This is a genomic window from Ruthenibacterium sp., from assembly GCF_017421385.1.
Lineage (GTDB): Bacteria > Bacillota > Clostridia > Oscillospirales > Ruminococcaceae > Ruthenibacterium > Ruthenibacterium lactatiformans.
Window position 1 is genome coordinate 1 of the sequence record NZ_JAFOIN010000059.1, and the last position, 21511, is coordinate 21511.

General features: G+C 60.6%; 22 protein-coding genes. 12 read left to right on the plus strand and 10 right to left on the minus strand.

Annotated features, from left to right (window positions below; translation table 11 throughout):
- Window positions 1–94 precede the first annotated feature (94 nt).
- From IIY41_RS06130 to IIY41_RS06140, 4 genes are all read left to right on the plus strand, one after another.
- Window positions 95–1201, plus strand: coding sequence for an aldo/keto reductase (locus tag IIY41_RS06130; protein ID WP_119980477.1), 1107 nt, complete (start codon window positions 95–97; stop codon window positions 1199–1201).
- 29 nt (window positions 1202–1230) lie between these two features.
- Window positions 1231–1473 (plus strand): hypothetical protein, encoded by a 243-nt coding sequence (locus IIY41_RS14080; RefSeq protein WP_353806299.1) that lies wholly within the window; start codon window positions 1231–1233, stop codon window positions 1471–1473.
- A gap of 27 nt (window positions 1474–1500) precedes the next feature.
- Complete coding sequence (locus IIY41_RS06135; protein ID WP_353806300.1) at window positions 1501–2376, plus strand: aldo/keto reductase; 876 nt, start codon at window positions 1501–1503, stop codon at window positions 2374–2376.
- Between the two features lie 73 nt (window positions 2377–2449).
- Window positions 2450–2827, plus strand: a complete 378-nt coding sequence (locus IIY41_RS06140) for a MerR family transcriptional regulator (protein ID WP_055081158.1) — start codon at window positions 2450–2452, stop codon at window positions 2825–2827.
- Window positions 2828–2885: 58 nt separating this feature from the next.
- Here IIY41_RS06140 and IIY41_RS06145 read toward each other — a convergent pair whose 3' ends face one another.
- The 9 genes from IIY41_RS06145 to polA form a co-directional block, all read right to left on the minus strand.
- Window positions 2886–3866: a helix-turn-helix domain-containing protein gene (locus IIY41_RS06145; RefSeq protein ID WP_009324571.1), complete on the minus strand. Its 981-nt coding sequence runs from the start codon at window positions 3864–3866 to the stop codon at window positions 2886–2888.
- A 153-nt stretch (window positions 3867–4019) separates the two neighbouring features.
- The gene (locus IIY41_RS06150) at window positions 4020–5339 is read right to left on the minus strand and encodes an MATE family efflux transporter (protein ID WP_117460407.1); all 1320 of its coding nucleotides are present in this window, start codon (window positions 5337–5339) and stop codon (window positions 4020–4022) included.
- 292 nt (window positions 5340–5631) lie between these two features.
- Window positions 5632–6639, minus strand: a complete 1008-nt coding sequence (gene tsaD, locus IIY41_RS06155) for a tRNA (adenosine(37)-N6)-threonylcarbamoyltransferase complex transferase subunit TsaD (RefSeq protein WP_009324569.1) — start codon at window positions 6637–6639, stop codon at window positions 5632–5634.
- Between the two features lie 19 nt (window positions 6640–6658).
- A complete protein-coding gene (locus tag IIY41_RS06160) occupies window positions 6659–7189 on the minus strand; it encodes a hypothetical protein (RefSeq protein WP_287400147.1) in 531 nt (176 codons plus the stop codon).
- 35 nt (window positions 7190–7224) lie between these two features.
- On the minus strand, window positions 7225–7494 hold the full coding sequence (locus tag IIY41_RS06165; protein ID WP_009324567.1) for a DUF1905 domain-containing protein: 270 nt from the start codon (window positions 7492–7494) through the stop codon (window positions 7225–7227).
- A gap of 14 nt (window positions 7495–7508) precedes the next feature.
- The gene (locus tag IIY41_RS06170; protein ID WP_287400148.1) at window positions 7509–8291 is read right to left on the minus strand and encodes a methyltransferase domain-containing protein; all 783 of its coding nucleotides are present in this window, start codon (window positions 8289–8291) and stop codon (window positions 7509–7511) included.
- 34 nt (window positions 8292–8325) lie between these two features.
- The gene (locus IIY41_RS06175) at window positions 8326–8841 is read right to left on the minus strand and encodes an AAA family ATPase (protein WP_287400152.1); all 516 of its coding nucleotides are present in this window, start codon (window positions 8839–8841) and stop codon (window positions 8326–8328) included.
- Between the two features lie 47 nt (window positions 8842–8888).
- Window positions 8889–9359 (minus strand): ribosomal protein S18-alanine N-acetyltransferase, encoded by a 471-nt coding sequence (gene rimI / locus IIY41_RS06180; RefSeq protein WP_287400149.1) that lies wholly within the window; start codon window positions 9357–9359, stop codon window positions 8889–8891.
- A gap of 65 nt (window positions 9360–9424) precedes the next feature.
- The gene (gene polA, locus IIY41_RS06185; RefSeq protein WP_287400150.1) at window positions 9425–11959 is read right to left on the minus strand and encodes a DNA polymerase I; all 2535 of its coding nucleotides are present in this window, start codon (window positions 11957–11959) and stop codon (window positions 9425–9427) included.
- 159 nt (window positions 11960–12118) lie between these two features.
- On the opposite strand from polA, the gene dusB reads away from it, so the two are divergent.
- Window positions 12119–13111 carry a tRNA dihydrouridine synthase DusB gene (gene dusB / locus IIY41_RS06190; RefSeq protein ID WP_205488222.1) on the plus strand — a complete coding sequence of 331 codons (993 nt, stop codon included), beginning with the start codon at window positions 12119–12121 and terminating at the stop codon, window positions 13109–13111.
- A 9-nt stretch (window positions 13112–13120) separates the two neighbouring features.
- Here the strand turns inward: dusB and yfbR are convergent, their stop codons facing one another.
- Window positions 13121–13726 (minus strand): 5'-deoxynucleotidase, encoded by a 606-nt coding sequence (gene yfbR, locus IIY41_RS06195; RefSeq protein ID WP_009324561.1) that lies wholly within the window; start codon window positions 13724–13726, stop codon window positions 13121–13123.
- A gap of 99 nt (window positions 13727–13825) precedes the next feature.
- On the opposite strand from yfbR, the gene IIY41_RS06200 reads away from it, so the two are divergent.
- The 7 genes from IIY41_RS06200 to IIY41_RS06230 form a co-directional block, all read left to right on the plus strand.
- Window positions 13826–16276, plus strand: a complete 2451-nt coding sequence (locus tag IIY41_RS06200; protein ID WP_287400151.1) for a YfhO family protein — start codon at window positions 13826–13828, stop codon at window positions 16274–16276.
- A 1-nt stretch (window position 16277) separates the two neighbouring features.
- On the plus strand, window positions 16278–18440 hold the full coding sequence (locus IIY41_RS06205; protein WP_050005469.1) for a Tex family protein: 2163 nt from the start codon (window positions 16278–16280) through the stop codon (window positions 18438–18440).
- Between the two features lie 20 nt (window positions 18441–18460).
- The gene (locus IIY41_RS06210) at window positions 18461–18634 is read left to right on the plus strand and encodes a hypothetical protein (RefSeq protein WP_009324558.1); all 174 of its coding nucleotides are present in this window, start codon (window positions 18461–18463) and stop codon (window positions 18632–18634) included.
- Window positions 18635–18684: 50 nt separating this feature from the next.
- Window positions 18685–20106 (plus strand): MATE family efflux transporter, encoded by a 1422-nt coding sequence (locus IIY41_RS06215; protein WP_009324557.1) that lies wholly within the window; start codon window positions 18685–18687, stop codon window positions 20104–20106.
- Window positions 20107–20249: 143 nt separating this feature from the next.
- Window positions 20250–20786: a sigma-70 family RNA polymerase sigma factor gene (locus IIY41_RS06220; protein WP_009324556.1), complete on the plus strand. Its 537-nt coding sequence runs from the start codon at window positions 20250–20252 to the stop codon at window positions 20784–20786.
- Between the two features lie 134 nt (window positions 20787–20920).
- Window positions 20921–21199 (plus strand): zinc-ribbon domain containing protein, encoded by a 279-nt coding sequence (locus IIY41_RS06225; RefSeq protein ID WP_009324555.1) that lies wholly within the window; start codon window positions 20921–20923, stop codon window positions 21197–21199.
- A 158-nt stretch (window positions 21200–21357) separates the two neighbouring features.
- Window positions 21358–21511 (plus strand): helix-turn-helix domain-containing protein (locus IIY41_RS06230; protein ID WP_287400153.1); only part of this gene is annotated, 154 nt, incomplete at its 3' end.

The following is a 21511-nucleotide window of genomic DNA, read 5'->3' on the forward strand; positions in this document are numbered from 1 at the left end:
CTTGACTTGGAGTGAACTCCAGATGTTATGCTTACTACAAAGCTTGTAATGCCGCCCGCCGGTGTGCGGCATGGGTAAGAGAGGAAAATGCAATATGAAAAAACTGGGATTCGGCTGTATGCGTCTGCCCATGATGGGCGGTGCGGACGGCGAAGTGGACAAGCGGGAATTCTGCCGCATGGTGGATACGTTTCTGGCCGAGGGCTTTTGCTATTTCGACACGGCCCACGGATATTTGAACGGCAAAAGCGAAACGGCGCTGCGGGAATGCCTGACGGCGCGCTATCCGCGCGAATCGTACATTTTGACAGACAAGTTGACGTCGTTCTTTTTTGAAAAGGAGGACGATATCCTGCCTTTATTTGAGCAGCAGCTGGAAAAAACCGGTGTCTCCTATTTCGATTATTATCTGCTGCACGCGCTGAACGGCGCTTACTACGAAAAATTTACACGCTGCAATGCGTTTGAAATCGTGAAACAGCTCAAGGAGCAGGGCAGGGTGAAGCATATCGGCATTTCGTTTCACGACAAGCCTGCTCTGCTGGACCGCGTTCTGGACGAGCATCCGGAGATAGAAGTGGTGCAGATCCAGTTCAATTATGCGGATTACGAAAACCCCAGCATCGAGAGCCGTGCCGTGTACGAGGTGTGCCGCAGACACCAAAAGCCCGTCATCGTGATGGAACCTGTCAAGGGCGGGGGACTTATCCAGCTGCCGGAGGAGGCGAAGGCGGTGCTGGACGGCGTGGGAACGGGAAGCTACGCCAGCTATGCCGTGCGCTACGCGGCTTCCTTTGAGGGGGTATTCATGGTGCTCAGCGGCATGAGCAACTATGAACAGCTTGCCGACAACGTAAGCTACATGAAAGATTTTCAGCCCTTTACCAGCGCGGAATACAAGGCTGTGGAACGCGTGCGGGAGATTTTGAAACAGCAGGACAGCATTCCCTGTACGGCCTGCCGTTACTGTGTGCCGGGCTGCCCGAAGCATATTCCCATCCCCGGCCTGTTCGGCTGTTACAACGCCAAAAAACAGTTTGGAGACTGGAACAGCGACGTCTATTACGGAAACCTGACGCAGAACGGGGGAAAAGCATCGGAGTGCATCGGCTGCGGCCAGTGCGAGCGGGCGTGCCCGCAGCATCTGCCGGTGATCCGCCATTTAAAGGAAACCGCGGCGCTGTTTGAAACGCAGGCGTAAGCGCCCGCAAAAAGAAAAGGGAGAATACAATGGAATACAGGGAATTGGGCCGCACCGGGCTGCGCGTGAGCGAGATCGGCCTTGGGTGCGAGGGCTTTGTGGGCAAGACGGAAGAAGAGACACAGGCATTGATGACGCAGGCGGTGGAAGCGGGCGTGAACTGTATGGATCTGTACACGCCGGACCCGGACCTGCGCAGCCGCGTGGGACGCGCGCTGCGGGGCAGGCGGGAACAGTTCGTGCTGCAGGCGCATCTGTGTACCGTCTGGTAGAACGGCCAGTACAAAGCCACGCGGGACATCGGCGAGGTACGGGCTTCCTTTGAGGACATGCTGTGCCGTCTGGAAACAGACTATATCGACGTGGGAATGATCCATTATGTGGATACCATGGACACATGGAACACTGTGGCAAACGGCGAGGTGATGCGCTATGCGCTGGAGCAAAAGCGCGCGGGGCGCATCCGGTGCATCGGCCTGAGCAGCCACAACCCGGAGGTGGCGCTGGCGGCTGTGGAAAGCGGCCTTGTGGAGGTACTGATGTTCAGCGTCAACCCCTGCTATGATCTGCAGCCCGCGGGAGAGAATTGCGAGGCTCTGTGGGCGGAGGAAAGCTATGCGGGCATGCTGGTGAATATGGACCCTGCGCGGGAGCGCCTGTACGAGACCTGCCAGCGCCTGGGTGTGGGCATCACGGTGATGAAGGCCTTCGGCGGGGGAGACCTGCTGAAGGCGGATTCCCCGGCGGGCGTTGCGCTGACGGTGGAGCAGTGCATCCACTATGCGCTCACGCGGCCCGCCGTGGCCAGCGTGATGTCCGGCGTGCACACGTCCGCCGAGCTTGCGGCCAGCCTGGCTTATGAGACGGCACCGGACAGCGCGCGGGATTACGCTGCTGCGCTGGCGACTTTCCCGAAAATAAGCTGGAGGGGACACTGCATGTACTGCGGCCACTGCGCCCCGTGTCCAAAGGGGATCGACGTTGCAAGCGTCACCAAATTCCTGAACCTGGCCCGTGCCCAGGGCATGGTGCCGGAGACGGTGCGCGAGCATTATGCGGCGCTGGCCCATAAGGCGGGCGAATGTATCGCCTGCGGCGCATGCAGCAAGCGCTGCCCTTTCGGCGTGGACGCGGTGGAAAACATGCGCCGGGCAGAGGAGACCTTCGGCGCATAGTGTGCGGCAAAGGCCGGCTTTTGAAGAACAGAACGGCGGCGGAGCGCGCCGGGATAAAAGGAGTATTTGTGATATGACGATTGCACAGGTAAGCCAGAAATACGGCGTCTCAGCGGATACACTGCGGTATTATGAGCGCATCGGCCTGCTGCCCCCGGTGGGGCGCACAAAGAGCGGTATCCGCGATTATACCGAAGAGGACTGCAACTGGGTGAATTTCATCAAATGCATGCGCGGCGCAGGACTTCCCGTGGAGACGCTGATTGAATATGTGGGCCTGTTCGGACAGGGAGACGAGACCATTCCCGCGCGCAAAGAACTGCTGATGGAACAGCGCCGCCAACTGGCTGCGCGCATCGGCGAGATGCAGGCCGTATTGGACAGGCTGGACAAAAAGATAGAAGGTTACGAGAGCCATCTGCTGAAAGCGGAGCGCAGCCTGAAACGGTGAAGCAATGAAAGAAAGGGAAAGCGGAATCTGCCGCTTTCCCTTTTCTGATGCGTCCTTTTTATTTTTTTCGCCCGGCCAATGCGCTGCATACGGCCATCACCGCCGCAAACAGCACGCCCGCCACAGGCCATATGACCCAGCTTTCCCGCCAGGAATGGCCGGGGAGGCTGCATGCCAGGTACACGGCTGCTGCCACGCACCAGTACACGGTGCTCACCACGCCGGTGATAGAGCTGGTTTTCTTTTTTGTCCGCGTATAATCGCCCTCCTGAAGCAGCTTTTCCATGCTGGCCCAGTTGACGCCGCCCACGATGAAAAAAATCACCCCGAGGCCGATCAGGAGCAGCATGACGGAGAGCATGCCCACAAGAAAAAGCCCGTTTTCCGAGAGGAACGCGCCGCCGAACAAAGGAATGGCAGAAAGGATACACAGGCAGGCGCCCAAAACATTGTACCGCGTGTAGGTGCTGCGGTACTGACGTTGGCGTTCCCGCACCATGCCGGATACACCGTATTCCGTTTCAAACACTTCGGCCTCCAGATAGGCATAAGGGCTCGTCATGCCGCCGCAGGAGATGAACATCGCCACAGCAACTGCGACGAGCAGGAGCATCACGATCATCCCCGCGCCGCCGGCCAGATTTTCACGGATGGGCAGCATGCCCGTCTCGCTGGCGGCAGCCAACAGGAACAGGCAGATGGGGGAGAGGATGCATAAAAAAGTGGCAAAGGCGATGCGTCCGGCCGTAGCCTGCTTCACCTGAAGAAAAGCGTTGGCCTCCTCCATGGAGACGCGGCGCACCGAGGAGGAATCATCGGATTTCGTGTATTCGGCTTCCGCCAGCTCATCTTTCAGCAGATAGTCTGTGCTGACGCCGAAGATCTGCGCCAGCTGCAAGATCTTTTCAAGGTCGGGAATGGATTGTGCGCCCTCCCATTTGGAGACGGACTGCCGTGTTACATTCAGTTTTTCCGCAAGCTCCTCCTGCGACCAGCCGCTTTTTTTTCGAAGCTGGACGACCTTATCCGCAAAAATCATATCACTGCACCTCACTGTTTTGTTGCCGGGGCCTGGTGCGCTCCGGGGTGCTTCCAGCATACCCCGCCGGGCGGTTGCGCGCCACCAACCGGCGCCGGGCAATGTGTCAACCGGTGGTTGCACAGGCCGGAGGCCCGTGGGAAAACGGCGTTTTCAGGTGCGCTGCACGCTGCGGCGGCCATCCTGGCGGAACATGCCCAGCAGGCAGAGGAACAGCAGCGCCTGTGCTGCGGGAGCCGCGGCCCAGATGCCGTTCACGCCCAGCATCGGCGGCAGAAGGAACAGAAACAGGGGGCTTGCGCCAAGCGGATCGCCAAAAATAAAGAACAGGCTGCGGCGCGTCTGCCCGGTGGCGTAAAAGCAGGAGGCGTACAGGCGCACCACGCCCCAAAGAGGCAGCGAGGCGACGGCAAACAACAGGGCGGGAACGCTTTCCCGGGCGGTCTCGGACGAAGCGCCAAACAGCAGCGGCAGCTGTTCCCGAGCAAGGAATGTGCCTGCGCACAGCACCGCGGCCACCGCCAGCAGTAAACGCAGCGCGCGGCGCTGTAAATGATGCTGGGCCGCAAGGTCGCCCGCACCGTGGCAGAAGCTCACCAGCGGCTGGATGCCCTCGCCGATACCGGACAAAAGCGGCTGCAGCGCCCCCAGTACATAACTGAGGATGGCGTAGGTAGCAACAGCGCCCGCGCCGCCGTAACGGATGCACTGCCAGTTGTTGAGCATGATGAGCACACTGGCGGACATGGAAAGCCCAAACGGAGAAACGCCCACCGTAAGCAGTTTTTTGCACAGGCGCGGATCGGGGCAAAACTGGCGCGCGTGGACGGGAGCGTTTTTGTTCATAAGCAGGCACAGCAGTGCGGCCAGCGCCGAAAGGCCCTGCGCCGTTACGGTGGCCAGCGCCGCGCCGCGCATGCCCCAGGCGAATACGGCGATGAACAGCCAGTCCAGCAGGATGTTGCACAGCAGGCTGAAAATCATGATGGCCATTGCGGCGACGGTACGCCCGCTTCCGCGCAGCAGAGGGTTCAATCCGCTGTTGAATATCTGCAGGCCGCCCGCCAGCACGACGACAACGGTGTAATCCGCCGCGGGCTGGTACAGCTCGCCTGTTGCGCCAAGCAGGCGGAGCAGCCACGGGTATGAAAGGCCCAGCGCCGCCGTCAGCAGCACGGTGGCCGCACCCAGGCACAAAAGCGTGTTGCCCCGCGCGGCCAGGGCCTTTTCCGTGTCGCCCGCGCCCATGGCGTGGGTCATCACCACGCTGCCGCCGGAGCCGATGCCCAGCCCCGTGGCAAGGATGACAGCCGCGATGGGCCACAGGATGTTGATGGAGGCAAGGCCTACGTCCCCGATGCTTTGGCCGATGAAAAAACCGTCGACGATGATAAAAAATCCCGTCAGAAGCTGGGATGCCATGGCGGGGATGACGTAGCGGTAAAACTGCTCGTGAGGCGCTTTGGTATGCAAAAAAACAACTCCTTTCCCGTATCGGCGGAGCAGTGTTTGGCCGACACGGTATATTGTATCGAAAAGCGGAGTGGATTGCACGGGGGTTTTTATTGAGAAGCAATAAAATACCGAGGCGGAGCTGCCGCTTTATGCGCGTACGGGCACTTCATGCCCGGCGCTTGCAGGATCAAGGCTGCGGGACGGGCTGTAACGTCTGAACCCAGGTCGGAAAGAAAAACCACCGTTTTCCGTGGGCCGAACGGCTTGCGTGAAAGCGGCGGCTTTCATTTGATGCGATGGGGGCGGCAGTTCAGAGGTAATCGATGCCCAGCGTGGCAAGGCCGTTAAGATTTAGGCCGGCGGTATTGCCCGCCCGGTATTCGTAAAAGCCCTGTGCGGCCACCATGGCGGCGTTGTCGCCGCAGAGCCGGAGCTCCGGCAGATACAGCCGCGCGCCCAGCTTCTTCGCGCCCGCGGCAAGCGTCTCCCGCAGCAGGCCGTTGGCGGCCACGCCGCCTGCGATGCAGATCTGCTTTGCGCCGGTATCCTGCGCGGCCAGCAGCAGCTTTTCGGCCAGAATGTCCGTGATGCGGAACTGGAAGCTGGCGGCCATATCGGCCACGTTCACACGTTCTCCTTTCATCTGCGCTTTGTTCACAAGATTGAGCACAGCTGTTTTCAGACCGGAGAAGCTGACGTTGTACGGGCCCTCTACATGGGGCGTGGGCAGGGGATAAGCTTTGGAATCGCCCGTTTGGGCGGCCCGGCTCACCGCCGGGCCGCCGGGATAGCCCAGCCCCAGCGTGCGCGCCACCTTGTCGAAGGCTTCGCCGGCTGCGTCGTCCACCGTCCGGCCAAGGACCTCGAAATGGGTGTAGTCCTGCACCCGCACAATATGGCTGTGCCCGCCGCTGGCAACGAGGCATAAAAACGGCGGCTCCAGCTCGGGGTGCGTCAGGTACAGCGCTGCGATATGTCCGCGCAGATGGTGCACGGGGATGAGTGGTTTTTGCGCAGAAAGCGCGAGGCCTTTTGCAAAATTCAGGCCCACCAGCACCGCGCCGATGAGCCCGGGCGCAAAGGTGACCGCCACGCCGCCGATTTCATCCAGCGCCGTGCCCGCTTCGTCCAGCGCGGCCCGCGCCACCTGAGAGATATGTTCGATGTGGCGGCGGCTTGCAATCTCCGGCACCACGCCGCCGTAAAGATTTTGCTCTGCGGCGCTGGAGGCCACGCAATTTGAAAGAAGCTTCCGCCCGTCCTTCACGACGGCGGCGCAGGTATCGTCACAGCTGGATTCGATTCCCAAAATATACATATAAAACTTCCTTGTCGGTTTATTCGGCCTGCGGCTCCAACAGCGTAAGCCCGCCGCCATGGTCGTAAGCGACGCAGCGCCATTTCAGCGCGCCGTCCGCCGCGTTTTCAAAGCGGAACAAAAGGTTTACCGCGGTGTGGCCGTCCTCGGCATAGGCGTATACCAGCGGCATATAGCTTGCGGTGGAAAGCACACGGACGGCGCTCTCATCCGGGAAAAAGCGCATGGTTCCGCCCAGCGTTCCCTCGATGGGAATCAGCTCAGGGTGGGCGTATAGATCGGCCGCGAGCCGCTTTTCCCGCTCGGTTCGCGTATCCTCCAACACGGCCGCACGCTGCGCGTCTGCGAGCGCGGCTTTCAATTCAGCCACCTGTTCGGTGAGCGCCTGCAATTCAGCATCCTGCGCTTTCAACTGCGCAAGCGCCTGTTCATGTGCGGAGGCAGGAACAGCGTTGCCCTGGGCGGAGCAGGCGCACAAAAGGGCCGCGCAAAGGCAAAATGCCGCAGGTGCACAGAGGAAAAGGCGGGAGCGAAAGAGGTTCTTTTTCATTGCGGCGTCCTCCTTTGAAAACAATGAAAAACGGGTCATTGCCGTTCCTGTACAGTGACGGAAACCACGTCGCCGGGCTGCTTTCCGATCTTCGCGCGGATGTCTCTGCGCACGCCGAGTATGTGCCCGGGCGTCCCCATGCGCACGAGGCTGCCGTCATAGGGCTGGCCGTCGAAAGTAGCGTGGACCTTCACGCGGCCCTTGCCAAATTCGGCGCGCACATCGTAGGGGAATTCCACATACGCGCCGTTCAGGTCCGGCACTTTTTGAAGCACCGCTTCAAAGCGGTAGATCGTTTCATTCATATTCCGGCCCCTTTTTACGCGCCGGGCCGCACGGCTGTGAAGAACAGGCGCGGGAAGCGGAAGATGATCTCGCCGCTGCGCTGCGCGGGGTAGGCCTGCACAAGCTGAGCGGATACGTCGCGCTCGAACTCTTCCTGCTGCGCCTTGTTCAGCTTGTCCAGATAGGGCCGCATACCTGTGGCCCGGTACCACTCCAGCATGGCCGCATGGCTGGGCATGCGGTGATAATAGGTGATCTCCCACATCGTGAATTCCTGCGTCAGCTCCCCAAGCATATCGAAGTATTCATTCTGCTGAAGATTGTGGAACGCACGGGGCGGCGCGGGAAAGGCCATCCGCCATTTTTCCCGGCGGGCGGTTTCAGCAATAATCCTGTGCATAGGCTGGCTTTGCTGCACGGGGATCTGCACAGCCAGCACGCCGCCGGGACGGAGCTGACGCATCAGCGCGGGCAGCAGCGTCCGGTGCTCCGGGATCCACTGCAGGCACGCGTTGGAAAATACAATATCAAAGCCGCCGCCCAGTGCGTCCAGGCCCTGCGGTGCCTCGCACACACGAAATTCAAATTCCGGATGTGCGGCACAGGCCGCAGCCACCATGTTTTCGGAGCTGTCCACGCCCAGTACACGCGCGCCGGGGTAACGCGCGGCCACTGCGGCCGTGCTGTTGCCGGGCCCGCAGCCAATGTCCAGAATGCTGCGCGCATCCCGCAAAGGGATGCGCGCGGCAAGGTCGTGCGAGGGCTGTGTGCGCTCCGCTTTGAATTTGAGGTAAAGCTCGGAATTCCAGTCTGCCATAGAAAAATACCTTCCTTTCCGGATGAGAGGCATGTCACCCGTTTACACCGGCGCAGCGACGAAGTATCGCGTCTGCGGCCTGTGCGGGCGACAGGCTCGTGTTGTCCAGCCAGAAGCCGACGCGGGGTGTTTCCGCCAGAAAAGCGTCGTAAAGAGCTTCCGGCGAAAAGCCCGTATAGCCCGTCTTGGACCGTTTTTCCTCGCGCTCTTTCACCGCGGCAAGGCTGGGGCACAGGACGACGGCCTCTACGGGATAACCTTGCAGCAGCCGCAGCATACGGGGCAGCGCTTCGCCGTAATAGTTGTCTTGAACCACAACGGAAAAGCCGCCGTCGAAATAGGTTTTCGCGGCCTCCGCCGTCAGGCAGTACCGCAGATGAAGCTGGCGCACGGCCTCTTCGGAGGGCGCTGCGGACATTTCTTCCCGCCCGGAGGCGATCATCCGGCGGAACACGTCGCCGCGCAGATGGACGCATTTGTCCAGCTTCAGCGCAAGGGCCTCGGCGGTCGTGGACTTCCCCGCCGCCATCACGCCCGTGATCAGATAAATTTGCCGTTCCGTAAAAGCACCTCCCGGGAAAAGCGGCCGCCGCGCCGTTACAGCGTTTTCTGCATCAGCACGGCGTCATCCGCGGGCGTTGCATAAAAGTTCCGGCGCAGGCCCGTCTGCACAAAGCCGAGCGAGCGGTACAGCGCCTGCGCGGCGCTGTTCTGGGCACGCACTTCCAGGAACACGTCCTGCGCGCCCTGCAGACACAGCGCCGCGAACGCCCAGGACAGCAATGCCCGTGCCACGCCCTGGCGGCGAAAGGCGGGCGCAGTGCTTACGGCGTAGAGGCTTGCCTCGCCGCACACGAGCTGGAACACCGCAAGCCCGGCGACTTTTCCTTCGGCTTCGGCAACAAACAGGCGCGCGTTTTCCTGCGCCAGCTCTTCGCGCAGTGCGGCTTCGCTCCAACCGTCGTCCGCGCAGGCTTCAATGGCCGCGCACGCGGGCACGTCGGTTTCCCGCATAAAGCGGCAGAGGATGGGGCCGGCCACCCTGGGGGCCGTTGTTTCCTGCTGCATATCGTTCGTCCTTTTTTCATTGTCTTTCATTGCCGGGGCCGGGCGTGCGGACGCGGGGGGGGCCGTCACCCTTTGGCCGCATACCATGTCGTACCGCTGTTTACATCCGCGGAGAGCGGCACCCGCAGCTCGGCCGCGCCGCGCATCTCCTCGCCCAGCACTTTGGCCGCGCGCTCTTTTTCTTCAGCCGGACATTCGACGATCAGCTCGTCGTGCACCTGCAGAATCAGGCGGGCGCGCAGGCCCTCGGCCTTCAGGCGGCGGTATACGCGCACCATGGCCAACTTGATGATATCCGCGGCGGTGCCCTGGATGGGGGTGTTCATGGCCATGCGCTCGCCCAGGCTGCGTACGTTGAAATTGCTGCTGGCAAGCTCCGGCAGCGTGCGGCGGCGGCCGTACAGCGTTGTTACATAGCCGTTCTCACGGCCCTGCTCCACGGTCTCGTCCAGATATTTTTTGACGCCCGGGAAATTGGCGAAATAGTTTTTGATGAACGCGTCGGCTTCCTTGACGCTGACGCCGATATCCTTGGACAGGCTGAACGCGCCGATGCCGTACACGATGCCGAAGTTGACCGCCTTGGCGGACGAACGCAGCGCGGGCGTGACCTGTTCCGGCGGCAGACCGTAGATTCTGGCCGCAGTGCTGCGGTGGATGTCTGCGCCGGAACGGAACGCCTCGCACATGGCTTCATCGCCGGAGATGTGCGCAAGAAGGCGCAGTTCGATTTGGCTGTAATCCGCGTCCAGCAGCGTTTCGCCCTGGGGCGCGATGAAATATTTGCGGAAGCGGCTGCCCAGCTCGGTTCGCACGGGGATATTCTGCAGATTGGGCTCGCCGGAGGAAATACGGCCGGTACGGGTCTCCGTCTGGTTGAAGGTGGAATGGATGCGCCCGTCCGCCCCCACGACCTTGAGCAGGCCCTCGACATAGGTGGAATTCAGCTTCTGGTAGGTTCGGTACTGCAGGATGCGGCCGATGACGGGGGAATAGTCCCGCAGGCTCTCCAGCGTTTCGGCGTTGGTGGAATAACCGCTTTTCGTTTTTTTGCGTGTGGGCAGGCCAAGATCCTCAAACAGCGCCTTGCCCAGCTGCTTGGGGCTGTTGACGTTGAACTCATAGCCTACTTCATCATAGATGGCGCGAAGCTCTGCACCGAGGGCCGTCTGCAGCTCCTGCCCAAAGGCTTCAATACCGTTCCTGTCCACCAGAATGCCGATGTGCTCCATACTGGCCAGCACTTCGCACAGCGGGAATTCGATGTCGTCCAGCAGTTTTCCCATGCCTTCTGCATCGCATTTTTCACGCAGCACTGCGCACAGCTCTTCCAGCACGCCGGCTTCGGGCCAGGGCGCGCTGAACGCCGGGCGCACGCCGTATTCAGCGGCAAGGCGGGCCACGGTGTAATCGCTGGCCGCGGGGTTCAGCAGGTAGGCGGCCAGCTTTGCGTCGAAAGTGATGTTTTGGGCGGCAAGCCCGTGGGCAAAGCAGGCGCGGTACAGCGGCTTTGCGTCGAAACAGCGTTTTTCGGCGGCTTCATTTGCAAGCAGCGCCAAAAACGCTTCATCCTCAAGCCCCGCGGAATATACGGCTCCGTCCTGTACGGCCAGCATCACGTCTCCGGCGGCGCAAAGATAGACAGGGCCCGTGAGCGCGGGCAGGGGGGCCGCCTCCACCAGAGGGACAGCGGGCGCATCGTCAAAGCCGGGCTGCTGCGGCCCGGCTTCGGCGGGCAGGCGCAGCTTGTCCAGCGTGGCGTACATTTCAAGGTCCGTCAGCAGGCGTGCGGCGGCAGGGGCGTCTGGCGCGTCTTTTTTGTATGCGCCGGGTGCGGCGTTTACGGGCGCGCTGCACACGATCTCGGCCAGCGTGCGGCTCATCCCGGCCTGTTCTTTGTCCCGCAGCAGCTTTTCCCGCACGCCTTTTTTGATGCGCGCGTCGTCGATGTTTTCATACACGCCTGCCAGCGAGCCGAAATCCTGAATGAGGGCAAGGGCTGTTTTTTCACCCACTCCCGCGACGCCGGGAATGTTGTCCGACGCGTCGCCCATCAGGCTTTTCACCTCGATGAGCTGGCGGGGCCTGACGCCGTATTTTTCAAATACGGCGGCCTCGTCCATCACGGTGGTAACGCTGCGGCCCATCTGGGTGCCGGCCAGAAGCACGCGGGTGTGGGGCCCCACAAGCTGCAGGCTGTCCCTGTCTCCGGTTGCGATGGCGCATTCGTCGCCGCGGGCAGCGCAGGCGGCGGCCAGCGTGCCCAGAATATCGTCGGCCTCGTAGCCCTCGCACGTCACCATTTTGTAGCCGAGGTCCGCCAGCAGCTCTTTCAGCACGGGAAGCTGGGCGGCCAGCTCTTCGGGCATTCCTTTGCGCTGAGCCTTGTAGCCGCTGTACATTTTGTGGCGGAAGGTGGGCGCTTTCAGGTCAAAGGCGACCGCTACCTCGTCCGGTTTTTCCTCGGCTTCCAGCTTAAGCAGGATATTCATGAACCCCACGATGGCGTTGGTGAAGCGGCCGTCCTTTGTGGTGAGCAGCTTGATGCCGTAAAACGCGCGGTTGACGATGCTGTTGCCGTCTAATACAAGCAGTTTCAAAAGAGTATCCTCCGTGATTTTCAAATGTGAAACGTTCCTGTATAGTATACCATAATATGAAATTTTATGGTACAATAATAAAGATATCGCTCGGAAGTGCCGGACGGCCGGCGTCTTCCCGCAGAGCGCTTTTCCAAATACAAAAAAGTTGGTTGATCTATGCAGTTGGGACGATTTACTCTGGCAAAGGGCGCGTCTTTGGCGCCGATGGCGGGCGCGACGGACACGACGATGCGCCGCCTGTGCGCCGCCCACGGAGCGGTATGCACCGTCAGCGAGATGGTGAGCGCAAAGGCTTTGACAATGGGCGACAAAAAAAGCCCGCGGCTGATGGCCGGCGGGGGCGGGGACGCGCCCTTCGGCGTGCAGCTGTTCGGCGCGCAGCCGGACGTGATGGCCGAGGCGGCGCGCCTTATTTGCGATATGCGCGGCAAAATGCCCTTTGATTTTATCGACATCAACATGGGCTGTCCCGCGCCAAAGATCGCGGGGCCGGGAGCGGGCAGCGCGCTGCTGAAGGACCCGCCGCTGGCCGGGGCCATTGCCCGAGCCGTGCGGGACGCGGCGCCGGCCGATGTGCCCGTTACGGTGAAGCTGCGCATCGGCTGGGACGCCGACACGATGACGGGCCTGGAAGTGGCCAGGCGCTGCGCGGACGCGGGCGCCGCGCTGCTGACGGTGCACGGACGCACCCGTGCCGAGATGTACAATCCCGGCATTCACCCGGAGGAGATCGCGAGGATCAAGGCGGCTGTGGATATCCCTGTGCTGGCCAACGGCGACGTGACGGACGCGGAAAGCGCGCTGGCGCTGCTGGCGGCCACGGGGTGCGACGGCGTGGCCGTGGGGCGCGGAGCCATGGGAAACCCATGGCTGTTCGGGCAGATCGCCGCGGCAATGGAGTGCCGGGAGGTTCCCCCACCGCCCAGCCTGCACGAGCGGTTCCGTGTGCTGCGCCGGCATATCTACGATATGTGCGAGGACAAGGGCGAATATATCGCCATGCAGCAGGCGCGCACGCACGCCGCCTGGTATATGCATGGGCTGCGCGGCGCGGCAACGCTGCGGCGGGAATGCTGCGGCATGCTGCATTTTACGGACCTGGACCGTGTGATCGAGCACGCGTGGGAGCTTCAGCGGGAAACGCGCTGAAGACGGCGCTCAGCCGGGCTGCGGTCCCCCGGCGGAAAGCTCGTCCAGCGTCCAGTCATAGCAGGGCAGCATATGCTGCATGAAGTAATCCGCCTCCGGGCATTCCATGGCGGCCAGCGCCGCCGTCTGCTGAGCGCGCGCACCTGCAAATTCCCGGTTGCCCGCGTTTTCCTCCTCGACGCATTTGATGAGTGCGGAGAGCCTGTCCGCAGCTTTCAGAAGCTGGCGCTCTTTCTGCGTAAGGATACCGCCTGAGAGATAGCCGTCCATGCCGGCGCGCACCGCGTCGGGCAGCAGAGCGCCCAGCGTGTGGGCCGCGTCGGCCTCCACAGCCTTGTAGGCTGCGCGCAGCGGCTCACTTTTGTATTTGACGGGCGTGGGCATGTCCCCGGTCAGAATTTCGCTGGCGTCGTGGTACAAAGCGGCGACGGCTACGGTTTCAGGGCGCACATCCGTGCCAAAGATAGTTTGAGAGACAAGGCACAGCGTGTGCGCCAGAATGGCGGCGTCCGCAGTGTGCTCGCTGAGGGATTCCGTGCGCGCGGCGCGCATCAGGCCCCACCGGGCGATGTATTTCATGCGCGCGAGCAGCGCATTAAAGGGATACAGCTCCATTGCAATTTTTTCCTCGCTTTTCTCGTATTATCAGGGTAGGATCGATTCGGCGCGGCCGGCGCCGGGAAACTATTTACATTATAGCAGGAGTAACAAGTTATGAGTAGCCTTGCAAAGCAAAAACAGGAAAAGCAGATGAACGGGTATCTGCTGTCGTTCGGCGTGTGCGCCGCGGCGGCGTTTTTCATCTTTCTGCCGTTCCTCGTCGTGGACAAGGGTTTGTTCCAGTACTGCGGCGATTTCAACAGCCAGCAGATCCCGTTCTACACTTACATGAACGGGTTCGTGAAAAACAGCGCGGGCCAGTGGAGCTGGGAGACGGACCTCGGTACCTCGGCGGTGAACTCGTATTCGTTCTATCTGTACGGTTCGCCGTTTTTCTGGCTGACGACGCTGCTGCCCCAGGCATGGGTGCCGTTTTCCATGGTGCCTATGTTCATGCTCAAGTTCGGCGTGGTGGGGCTGGGCGCGTATACCTATCTGAAGCGGTATTCCGCCGGGCGCAACTATGCCGTCATCGGCGCTTGCCTGTATGCGCTGTCCGGTTTTACGGTCTACAATACGTTTTTCAATCATTTTGTAGACTGCATCGCGCTGTTTCCGTTTTTGCTGTGGGCGCTGGACAGCTATGTTTACGACGGCGTGCGGGGCGTATTCCCGCTGGCGGTGGCCGTCAATCTGCTCAACAATTACTTCTTTTTTGCCGGTCAGATCGTTTTCCTGTTTTTATACTTTTTCATCAAGCTGCTCACGGGCGAATACAGGATCACGCCGGGCCGCTTTGGGCGGCTGGCGTTTGAATCCCTGCTGGGCGTGGCGCTGGGCTGCCTGTTCCTGTGGCCGGCTGTGCTGTGCCTGAAGGACAACCCGCGCACGGTGGACCTTTCCAGCGGCTTCGGCTTTTTGCTGTACGGCCGCGTGCAGCAGTATTTCGCCATTCTGGCCTCGCTGTTCCTCCCGCCGGACCCAACGTATCTGCCCAATATCTTTACCGACGCGGTGGTAAAGCACACCAGCATGACGGCGTTTCTGCCGGTGGTGAGCTGCGCGGGCGTGTGGGCGTATATGAAGGCGCGCAGGAAAAGCGCGTTTACAAAAATCATGTGGGCGTGCCTTATCATGGCGCTGGTGCCGGTGTTGAACTCGGCCTTTTACGCGCTCAATTCCAGCTATTACGCACGCTGGTATTATATGCCCATCCTCATCATGTGCGCGGCCACCATGCAGGCGCTGCAGGACGAGGAGATCGACCTGATGGAGGGCCTGTGGCCTGTGGCCGTGGTAACGCTGCTGTTCGCGGTATTCGCGCTTGTGCCCAAGCAGGAGGACGGGGTATGGAGCCTGGGCGTCGTGAAGGAGCAGTCCCAGTTCTGGCTGACCTACCTGACGGCTGTTTTGGGCCTGCTGATCTTCTACGGCGTTATCCGTTGGTGCCGCGGGCACGAGAGATTCACCCGTGTGCTTTTGGCAGGAATTCTGGGCTTTTCGGTATTCTATTCGGTGGCGCATATTGCACTGGGCAAATTTCCGCAGTGGGAGGGCGACGCGAACTACCGCAGCGAGTGTTATGTGGCCGCCCGTAATAACGACCTGCCCGACGATCATTTTTACCGAATCGATTCCTACGACTGTTACGATAACATCGGCCTGTGGATGGAAAAACCGTGCATTCAGTTCTTCAACAGCGTGGTCACACCGTCCATCATGGATTTTTACCCCCGTGTGGGTGTGAAGCGGGACGTATCCTCCAAGCCGGACCAGAAGCTTTATGCACTGCGCGGCCTGCTGAGCGTGGAGTATGTGGTGGTGCCTCAGGACAAGATGAGCGAATTCACCGAAAAGTGGGGCGCGTACGGCTACGTGTATGACCACGAGGACGCGTCGCTGGTGTATTTCCGCAATGAAAACTATGTGCCCATGGGCTTTACGTACGACAAATATATCCTGCTGGAAGCCCCGCTCCCCGAGACGGAGGAGGGAGTGGACGCCGCCGATGCGCTCACGGAGGCGGGCGCGGCGCAGGACGCGCTGCGGGCGGGCGAGCCCGCGCCTGTCACATTGATGGGGCTGGCGGAGGATTCCCGATCCAATGTGCTGATGCGCGCCGTTGCGCTGACGGGAGAGCAGATCACCAAATACGGTTATCTGATGGAAGAAGCCACCACAGCCGACACCGCGAACCTGACTTACGAAGCCTACGTCCAGGACGCAGCGGCCCGCCGCGCCACGGCCAGCACCAGCTTTTCCGCGGACGGCACAGGCTTTACGGCCGAAATCACGCTGGAAAAGGACAATCTGGTGTTCTTCTCTGTGCCGTATGACGAGGGCTTTACCGCCACGGTGAACGGCGTGGAGGCTGAAATCGAGCGCGTGGATGGCGGCCTGAGCGCCGTGCTGTGCCCCGCGGGCGAAAACACCATCGTATTTTCCTACGAAACGCCGGGCCTGAAGCTCTCCACGGGCGTCACCCTCGGGGCCATCCTCGTGTGGCTGGGCTACTGCGGCTTTATCGTTTTTGTGGAAAAGAAAAAGAAACAGGAGAAACATTGACATGCAGAACCACGCAAGCACTCTTGCAGCCGAATTCAAGCTGGACGCCGCGCGCGTAGCGGCCACCGTCGCCCTCATCGATGAGGGCAACACCATCCCGTTCATCGCCCGGTACCGCAAGGAGGCAACGGGCAGTATGGACGACCAGACGCTGCGCGCGCTGGACGAACGGCTTTCCTATCTGCGCAAGCTGGACGACCAGAAGGAGACCGTGCACAATTCCATTACCGAGCAGGGCGCGATGACGCCGGAGATCGCCGCCGCGCTGGAAAAGGCCAAAACGCTGGCGGAGGTTGAAGACATCTACCGCCCCTATAAGCCCAAGCGCAAGACCCGGGCGTCTATCGCCCGGGCACGGGGGCTGGAGCCGCTTGCGGCGCGGCTGCTGGAGCAGCGTCCGGAGGACGAACCCGCGCTGCTGGCACGGCAGTACATAACCGAAGAAGTGCCTGACACAGAGGCGGCGCTGGCGGGCGCGCGGGATATTTTGGCCGAGGGCTTTTCAGATTCGGCCAATCTGCGCGCTACGCTGCGCAGCCTGTACAACGCAACGGCACTGGTGGAGAGCAAGGCCGCGAAAAAAGATACAGACAGCGTATATTCGGGCTATTACGATTACAGCGAGCCCGCCGCAAAAATGGCGGGCCACCGCATTCTGGCCGTGGACAGAGGCGAGAGGGAGGGCTTCCTGAAGGTGAGCGTCACCGTGGATGCCGCACGGGCCGTACGGCTGCTTACCGAGCGCACGGTGAAGAACGATTCCCCCAGCGCAGAGCAGGTGCGCGCCGCCGCAGAGGACGCTTATGTGCGCCTTATACACCCCAGCCTGGAGCGGGAGGTGCGCGCGGGCCTGACGGAGCGCGCCTGCGAGGGAGCCATCAGCGTATTCAGCAAAAACCTGCGGCAGCTTTTGCTGCAGCCGCCCATCAAGGGGAAGGTGGCCCTCGGGCTTGACCCCGGCTATCGCATGGGCTGCAAAACGGCTGTGGTGGACGCCACGGGCAAGGTGCTGGATACCGCCGTCATTTACCCGATTCCGGAATTTAAGCGCGTGGAAGAAGCGAAGCGTACGCTGAAGGCGCTGATCAAAAAGCACGGTGTGGAGATCATTGCCATCGGCAACGGTACCGCGGGCAAGGAGACCGAGATATTTGCGGCGAATGTGATCGCAGAGCTGGACCTGCCCGTCAGCTATATGGTGGTGAGCGAGGCCGGAGCCAGCGTGTATTCGGCCTCCAAGCTGGCGGCTGAGGAGTTTCCGGAATATGATGTGAACCTGCGCAGCGCGGTATCCATTGCCCGGCGTCTGCAGGACCCGCTGGCCGAGCTTGTAAAGATCGACCCCAAGGCCGTGGGTGTTGGGCAGTATCAGCACGACATGCCCCCGGCGCAGCTTTCGGCCGCGCTGGACGGCGTGGTGGAATCCTGCGTGAACACTGTGGGTGTGGACCTGAACACTGCCAGCGCGCCGCTGCTTGCCCGTGTGGCAGGCGTGACGGCGGCCACGGCGAAGAACATCGTCAAATACCGCGAGGATGCGGGCGCGTTCAAAACCCGGCGGGAGCTGCTGAAGGTGCCGAAGCTCGGCCCCAAGGCGTTTGAGCAGTGCGCGGGTTTTCTGCGTGTGCCGGGCGCGAAAAACCCGCTGGACGCAACGGCCGTGCACCCGGAAAGCTATGGCGCGGCGGAAAAGCTGCTGGCGTTGTGCGGGCTTTCGCCCGCAGACATCGGAACGCCGGCGGCGCGGGAGCTGGAACAGCAGGCAAAGCGCCTGGGCCACGGGAAGCTGGCCGCAGAGCTGGGCGTGGGCGTGCCTACGCTGGAGGATATGATAGAAGAGCTGCTGCGCCCGGGCCGGGACATGCGGGACAGCCTGCCGAAGCCCCTTTTGCGTACCGACGTGCTGGACATGAAGGACCTAACGCCGGGCATGCAGCTTACGGGAACCGTGCGCAATGTCATTGATTTCGGCGCGTTTGTGGACATCGGCGTGCATCAGGACGGCCTTGTGCATATCAGCCAGATCAGCAGCAGATTCATCCGCCACCCAAGCGAGGTGCTGAAGGTGGGGGATGTGGTGACGGTTTGGGTGCTGAGCGTGGATCTGCAGAAAAAACGCATCGCCCTGACGATGAAGCAGCCCAAGACGGAGCAGGCGCACTGACGAGGCGGGAAAGGGAGAACATGAACGGAGAAAACAAAACGACCATCGTGAACAAAACGATCAAAACGGGCATCACCTTCGGCAGCGCCCTGGCCATGGTCATCAGCTACACCACCTGGCATTCGGTGGGCTGGGCTATTTTTCATGGGCTTTTGAGCTGGGTGTATGTGGTCTATTTTGTTCTGCGCTACTGACGCGGCGCGGCAGGCAGGACGGGAAACCGGGAAAAGAAAAGGAGAATCGTGTGAAACAGAGACTGGACAAACATTTTTTGCTCAACCGGGCCTTCGTGGGCACGCTGCTGGCCATTGCGGTGCCCATTGCGCTGCAGAATATGATCAGTTTCGGCGTGGCCGTTATGGACAGCGTGATGCTGGGAAGCTTCGGCGATGTGGCCATTGCCGCGGCAAACCTGGGCGGACAGCCGTTTTCCATTTTGATGTCGTTCGGCTTCGGCCTTTCATCCGGCGGCAGCGTGCTCATTGCGCAGTACTGGGGCAAGGGCGACATCGGGCGCATCCGCAAGGTCATGCGCATCAGCATGCAGCTGGTGTTCCTGGCGTCGCTGGGCATCACCGTCGTCTGCCTGCTCATGCCGGAGGGCATCCTGCGCATCTTTACCAAAGATGAGGCGATCGTCCAGGCGGGCGCCGGCTATCTGGCGCTGGTGGCGTTTTCGTATATTCCGTACAGCCTTTCCAACAACTATATGATGAGCCTGCGCGCCGTGGAAAAGGTGAAGATCTCCACGGCCATCTACGGCGTCAGCTTTTTTGTCAATGTGTTTTTCAACTATGCGTTTATCTTCGGAAAATTCGGCGCGCCGAGGCTGGAGGTGCGCGGCGCGGCCGTGGGCACGATCTTTGCCCGGTGCAGCGAGCTGGTGATGGTGCTTATTTACATGTATTTCCGTGAAAATACCGTGGGCTTCCGCATGCACGACTGTTTGAAGTTCGACCGTGAGATGCTTCCCAGCTACACCCGCCACAGCCTGCCCGTGCTGGGCAACGAGCTGCTGTGGGGCGTGGGCTTTGTGGCCACAAGCGTCATCATCGGGCGCATCGGCAGTGTGTTCGTGGCGGCGAACAGTATTGCGGGCGTGCTCAACCAGCTGGTGTTCATCAGCGTGTCGGGCGTGGCCAATGCGGCGGCCGTCCTTACGGGCAAGACCATTGGCGAGGGTAGCCGCGGCCGCGTGCAGAAAGTGGCCAATACACTGCTGCTGTTCAGCGTGCTGGTGGGCGTGTTCAACTGTTTGCTGGTACTGGTCATCCGGCCGCTGTTTTTGTTGCTTTACAATGTCACGCCTGAAACCTATGAAGCCGCTTATACCATTATCGGCGTACTGGCGTGCCTGCAGCTTGTGCTGGGCATCGACGTGACGTGCATCGTGGGCATTCTGCGCGGCGGCGGGGACACCCGCACGGCCTTTGTGTACGACTGCGGCGCGCTGTGGCTGGTGAGCATCCCCATGGGGATTTTGGCGGGTCTTGTGTTGCATCTGCCGGTGCCGCTGGTATATGTCTGTCTCAAGCTGGACAGTCCCATCAAGGCGTTCCTCTCGCTGCTGCGTATTCGCAGCGGCAAATGGATCCGAAATGTAACGGTGCAGACGTCGCCCATGCCGCCGGAAGAAGAAGCGCAGCGCGCGGCGGGGATGGAGTAAGATATCGTGGAATAAAGTACAATTCCGCGCCCGTATTATAGGCAAAAACGTACAAAAATGACGCGGGCGCGGCGATTGAACTTGACTTTTTTCTTGAACAAAAGTAAAATGAGGTAGTCTAGAAACAGACAGATGGAGTATCCATGAAAGACGATGTCCTCAGCATGCAAATCGAACAGGCCAGGAACGGAGACGAACAGGCCATCGCGGGGCTGATTGCACGGCAGATGCCGCAGATCCGCAGCCTTGCAGCAAAAGCCGTGCGTCCCGGGCTGGATTTTGACGACGCCGTGCAGGAGGGGATCATCGGGCTGTTTTCCGCTCTGGAGACCTTTGACGCGCAAAAGGGCGCGGCTTTTGCCACCTATGCCAATGTGTGCGTGCAGAACGCCATTGTTTCGGCGGTGCGCGCGGCGGGACGCAGCAAGCATGCGCCGCTTAATACCTCGGTGCCTTATACCGAGACGGAGAGCACCCCCGGCCCCGAAGAGCTTGTGATGCAGAGCGAGCGCTATACACAGACGATGCAGAGCATCGACACACGGCTTTCGGCACTTGAAAAGCAGGTGCTGGCTCTGTTTCTGGACGGCAATTCTTACAGCGCCATTGCAAAGCGGCTGAATGTGAGCGAAAAAGCTGTAGATAACGCCCTGCAGCGTGTGCGTGCAAAATTGAAATAAAAGTACCCAAGGCGCGGGAGCGCGCCATTATATATGCCCCTTGTAGCTTAAGTCAGAGCGTTGGTCCCAGATCAAAGGTGTCGGTTTGAATCCTTCCGCGGGCAAAATACTAATCCGAAATGGAGATACCAAAAATGTACGAAGACAAGACCCTGGTATGCAAAGATTGCGGCAACGAGTTCGTGTTCACTGCCGGTGAGCAGGAGTTCTATGCAAGCCGTGGCTTCGAGAACGAGCCGCAGCGCTGCAAGGCCTGCCGTGACGCCCGCAAGAACGCCGGCCGTGGCACCCGCGAGATGTTCACCGCTGTGTGTGCCTCCTGCGGCAAGGAAGCCCGCGTGCCTTTCAAGCCCCGCGAAGACCGTCCTGTGTACTGCAGCGACTGCTTTGCGAAGATGAAGGAAGAAGGCTGATTTTTGCAAGCAAAAGCCCCCGCCGTACGGCGGGGGCTTTTTTACTGCGCTGGTGAATTATACTATCAAGTGCAACACTTTAGGGGAACAAAAAGAAGTCCATACAGAACCCTGGTAGAATGAAGTTACCACACCACCAAACCACCGGAGGGAACTGTATGAACTATCATCATCTTACCATAGATGAGCGCAGTTGTATACGGAAATATTATGTGGATGGGTTGAGCTATCGAGAGATCGCTCGGCTGATCGGGAGAAACGTGAGTACTGTGTCGCGGGAGATACGGCGGAACTGCAGCCACATGTATGACA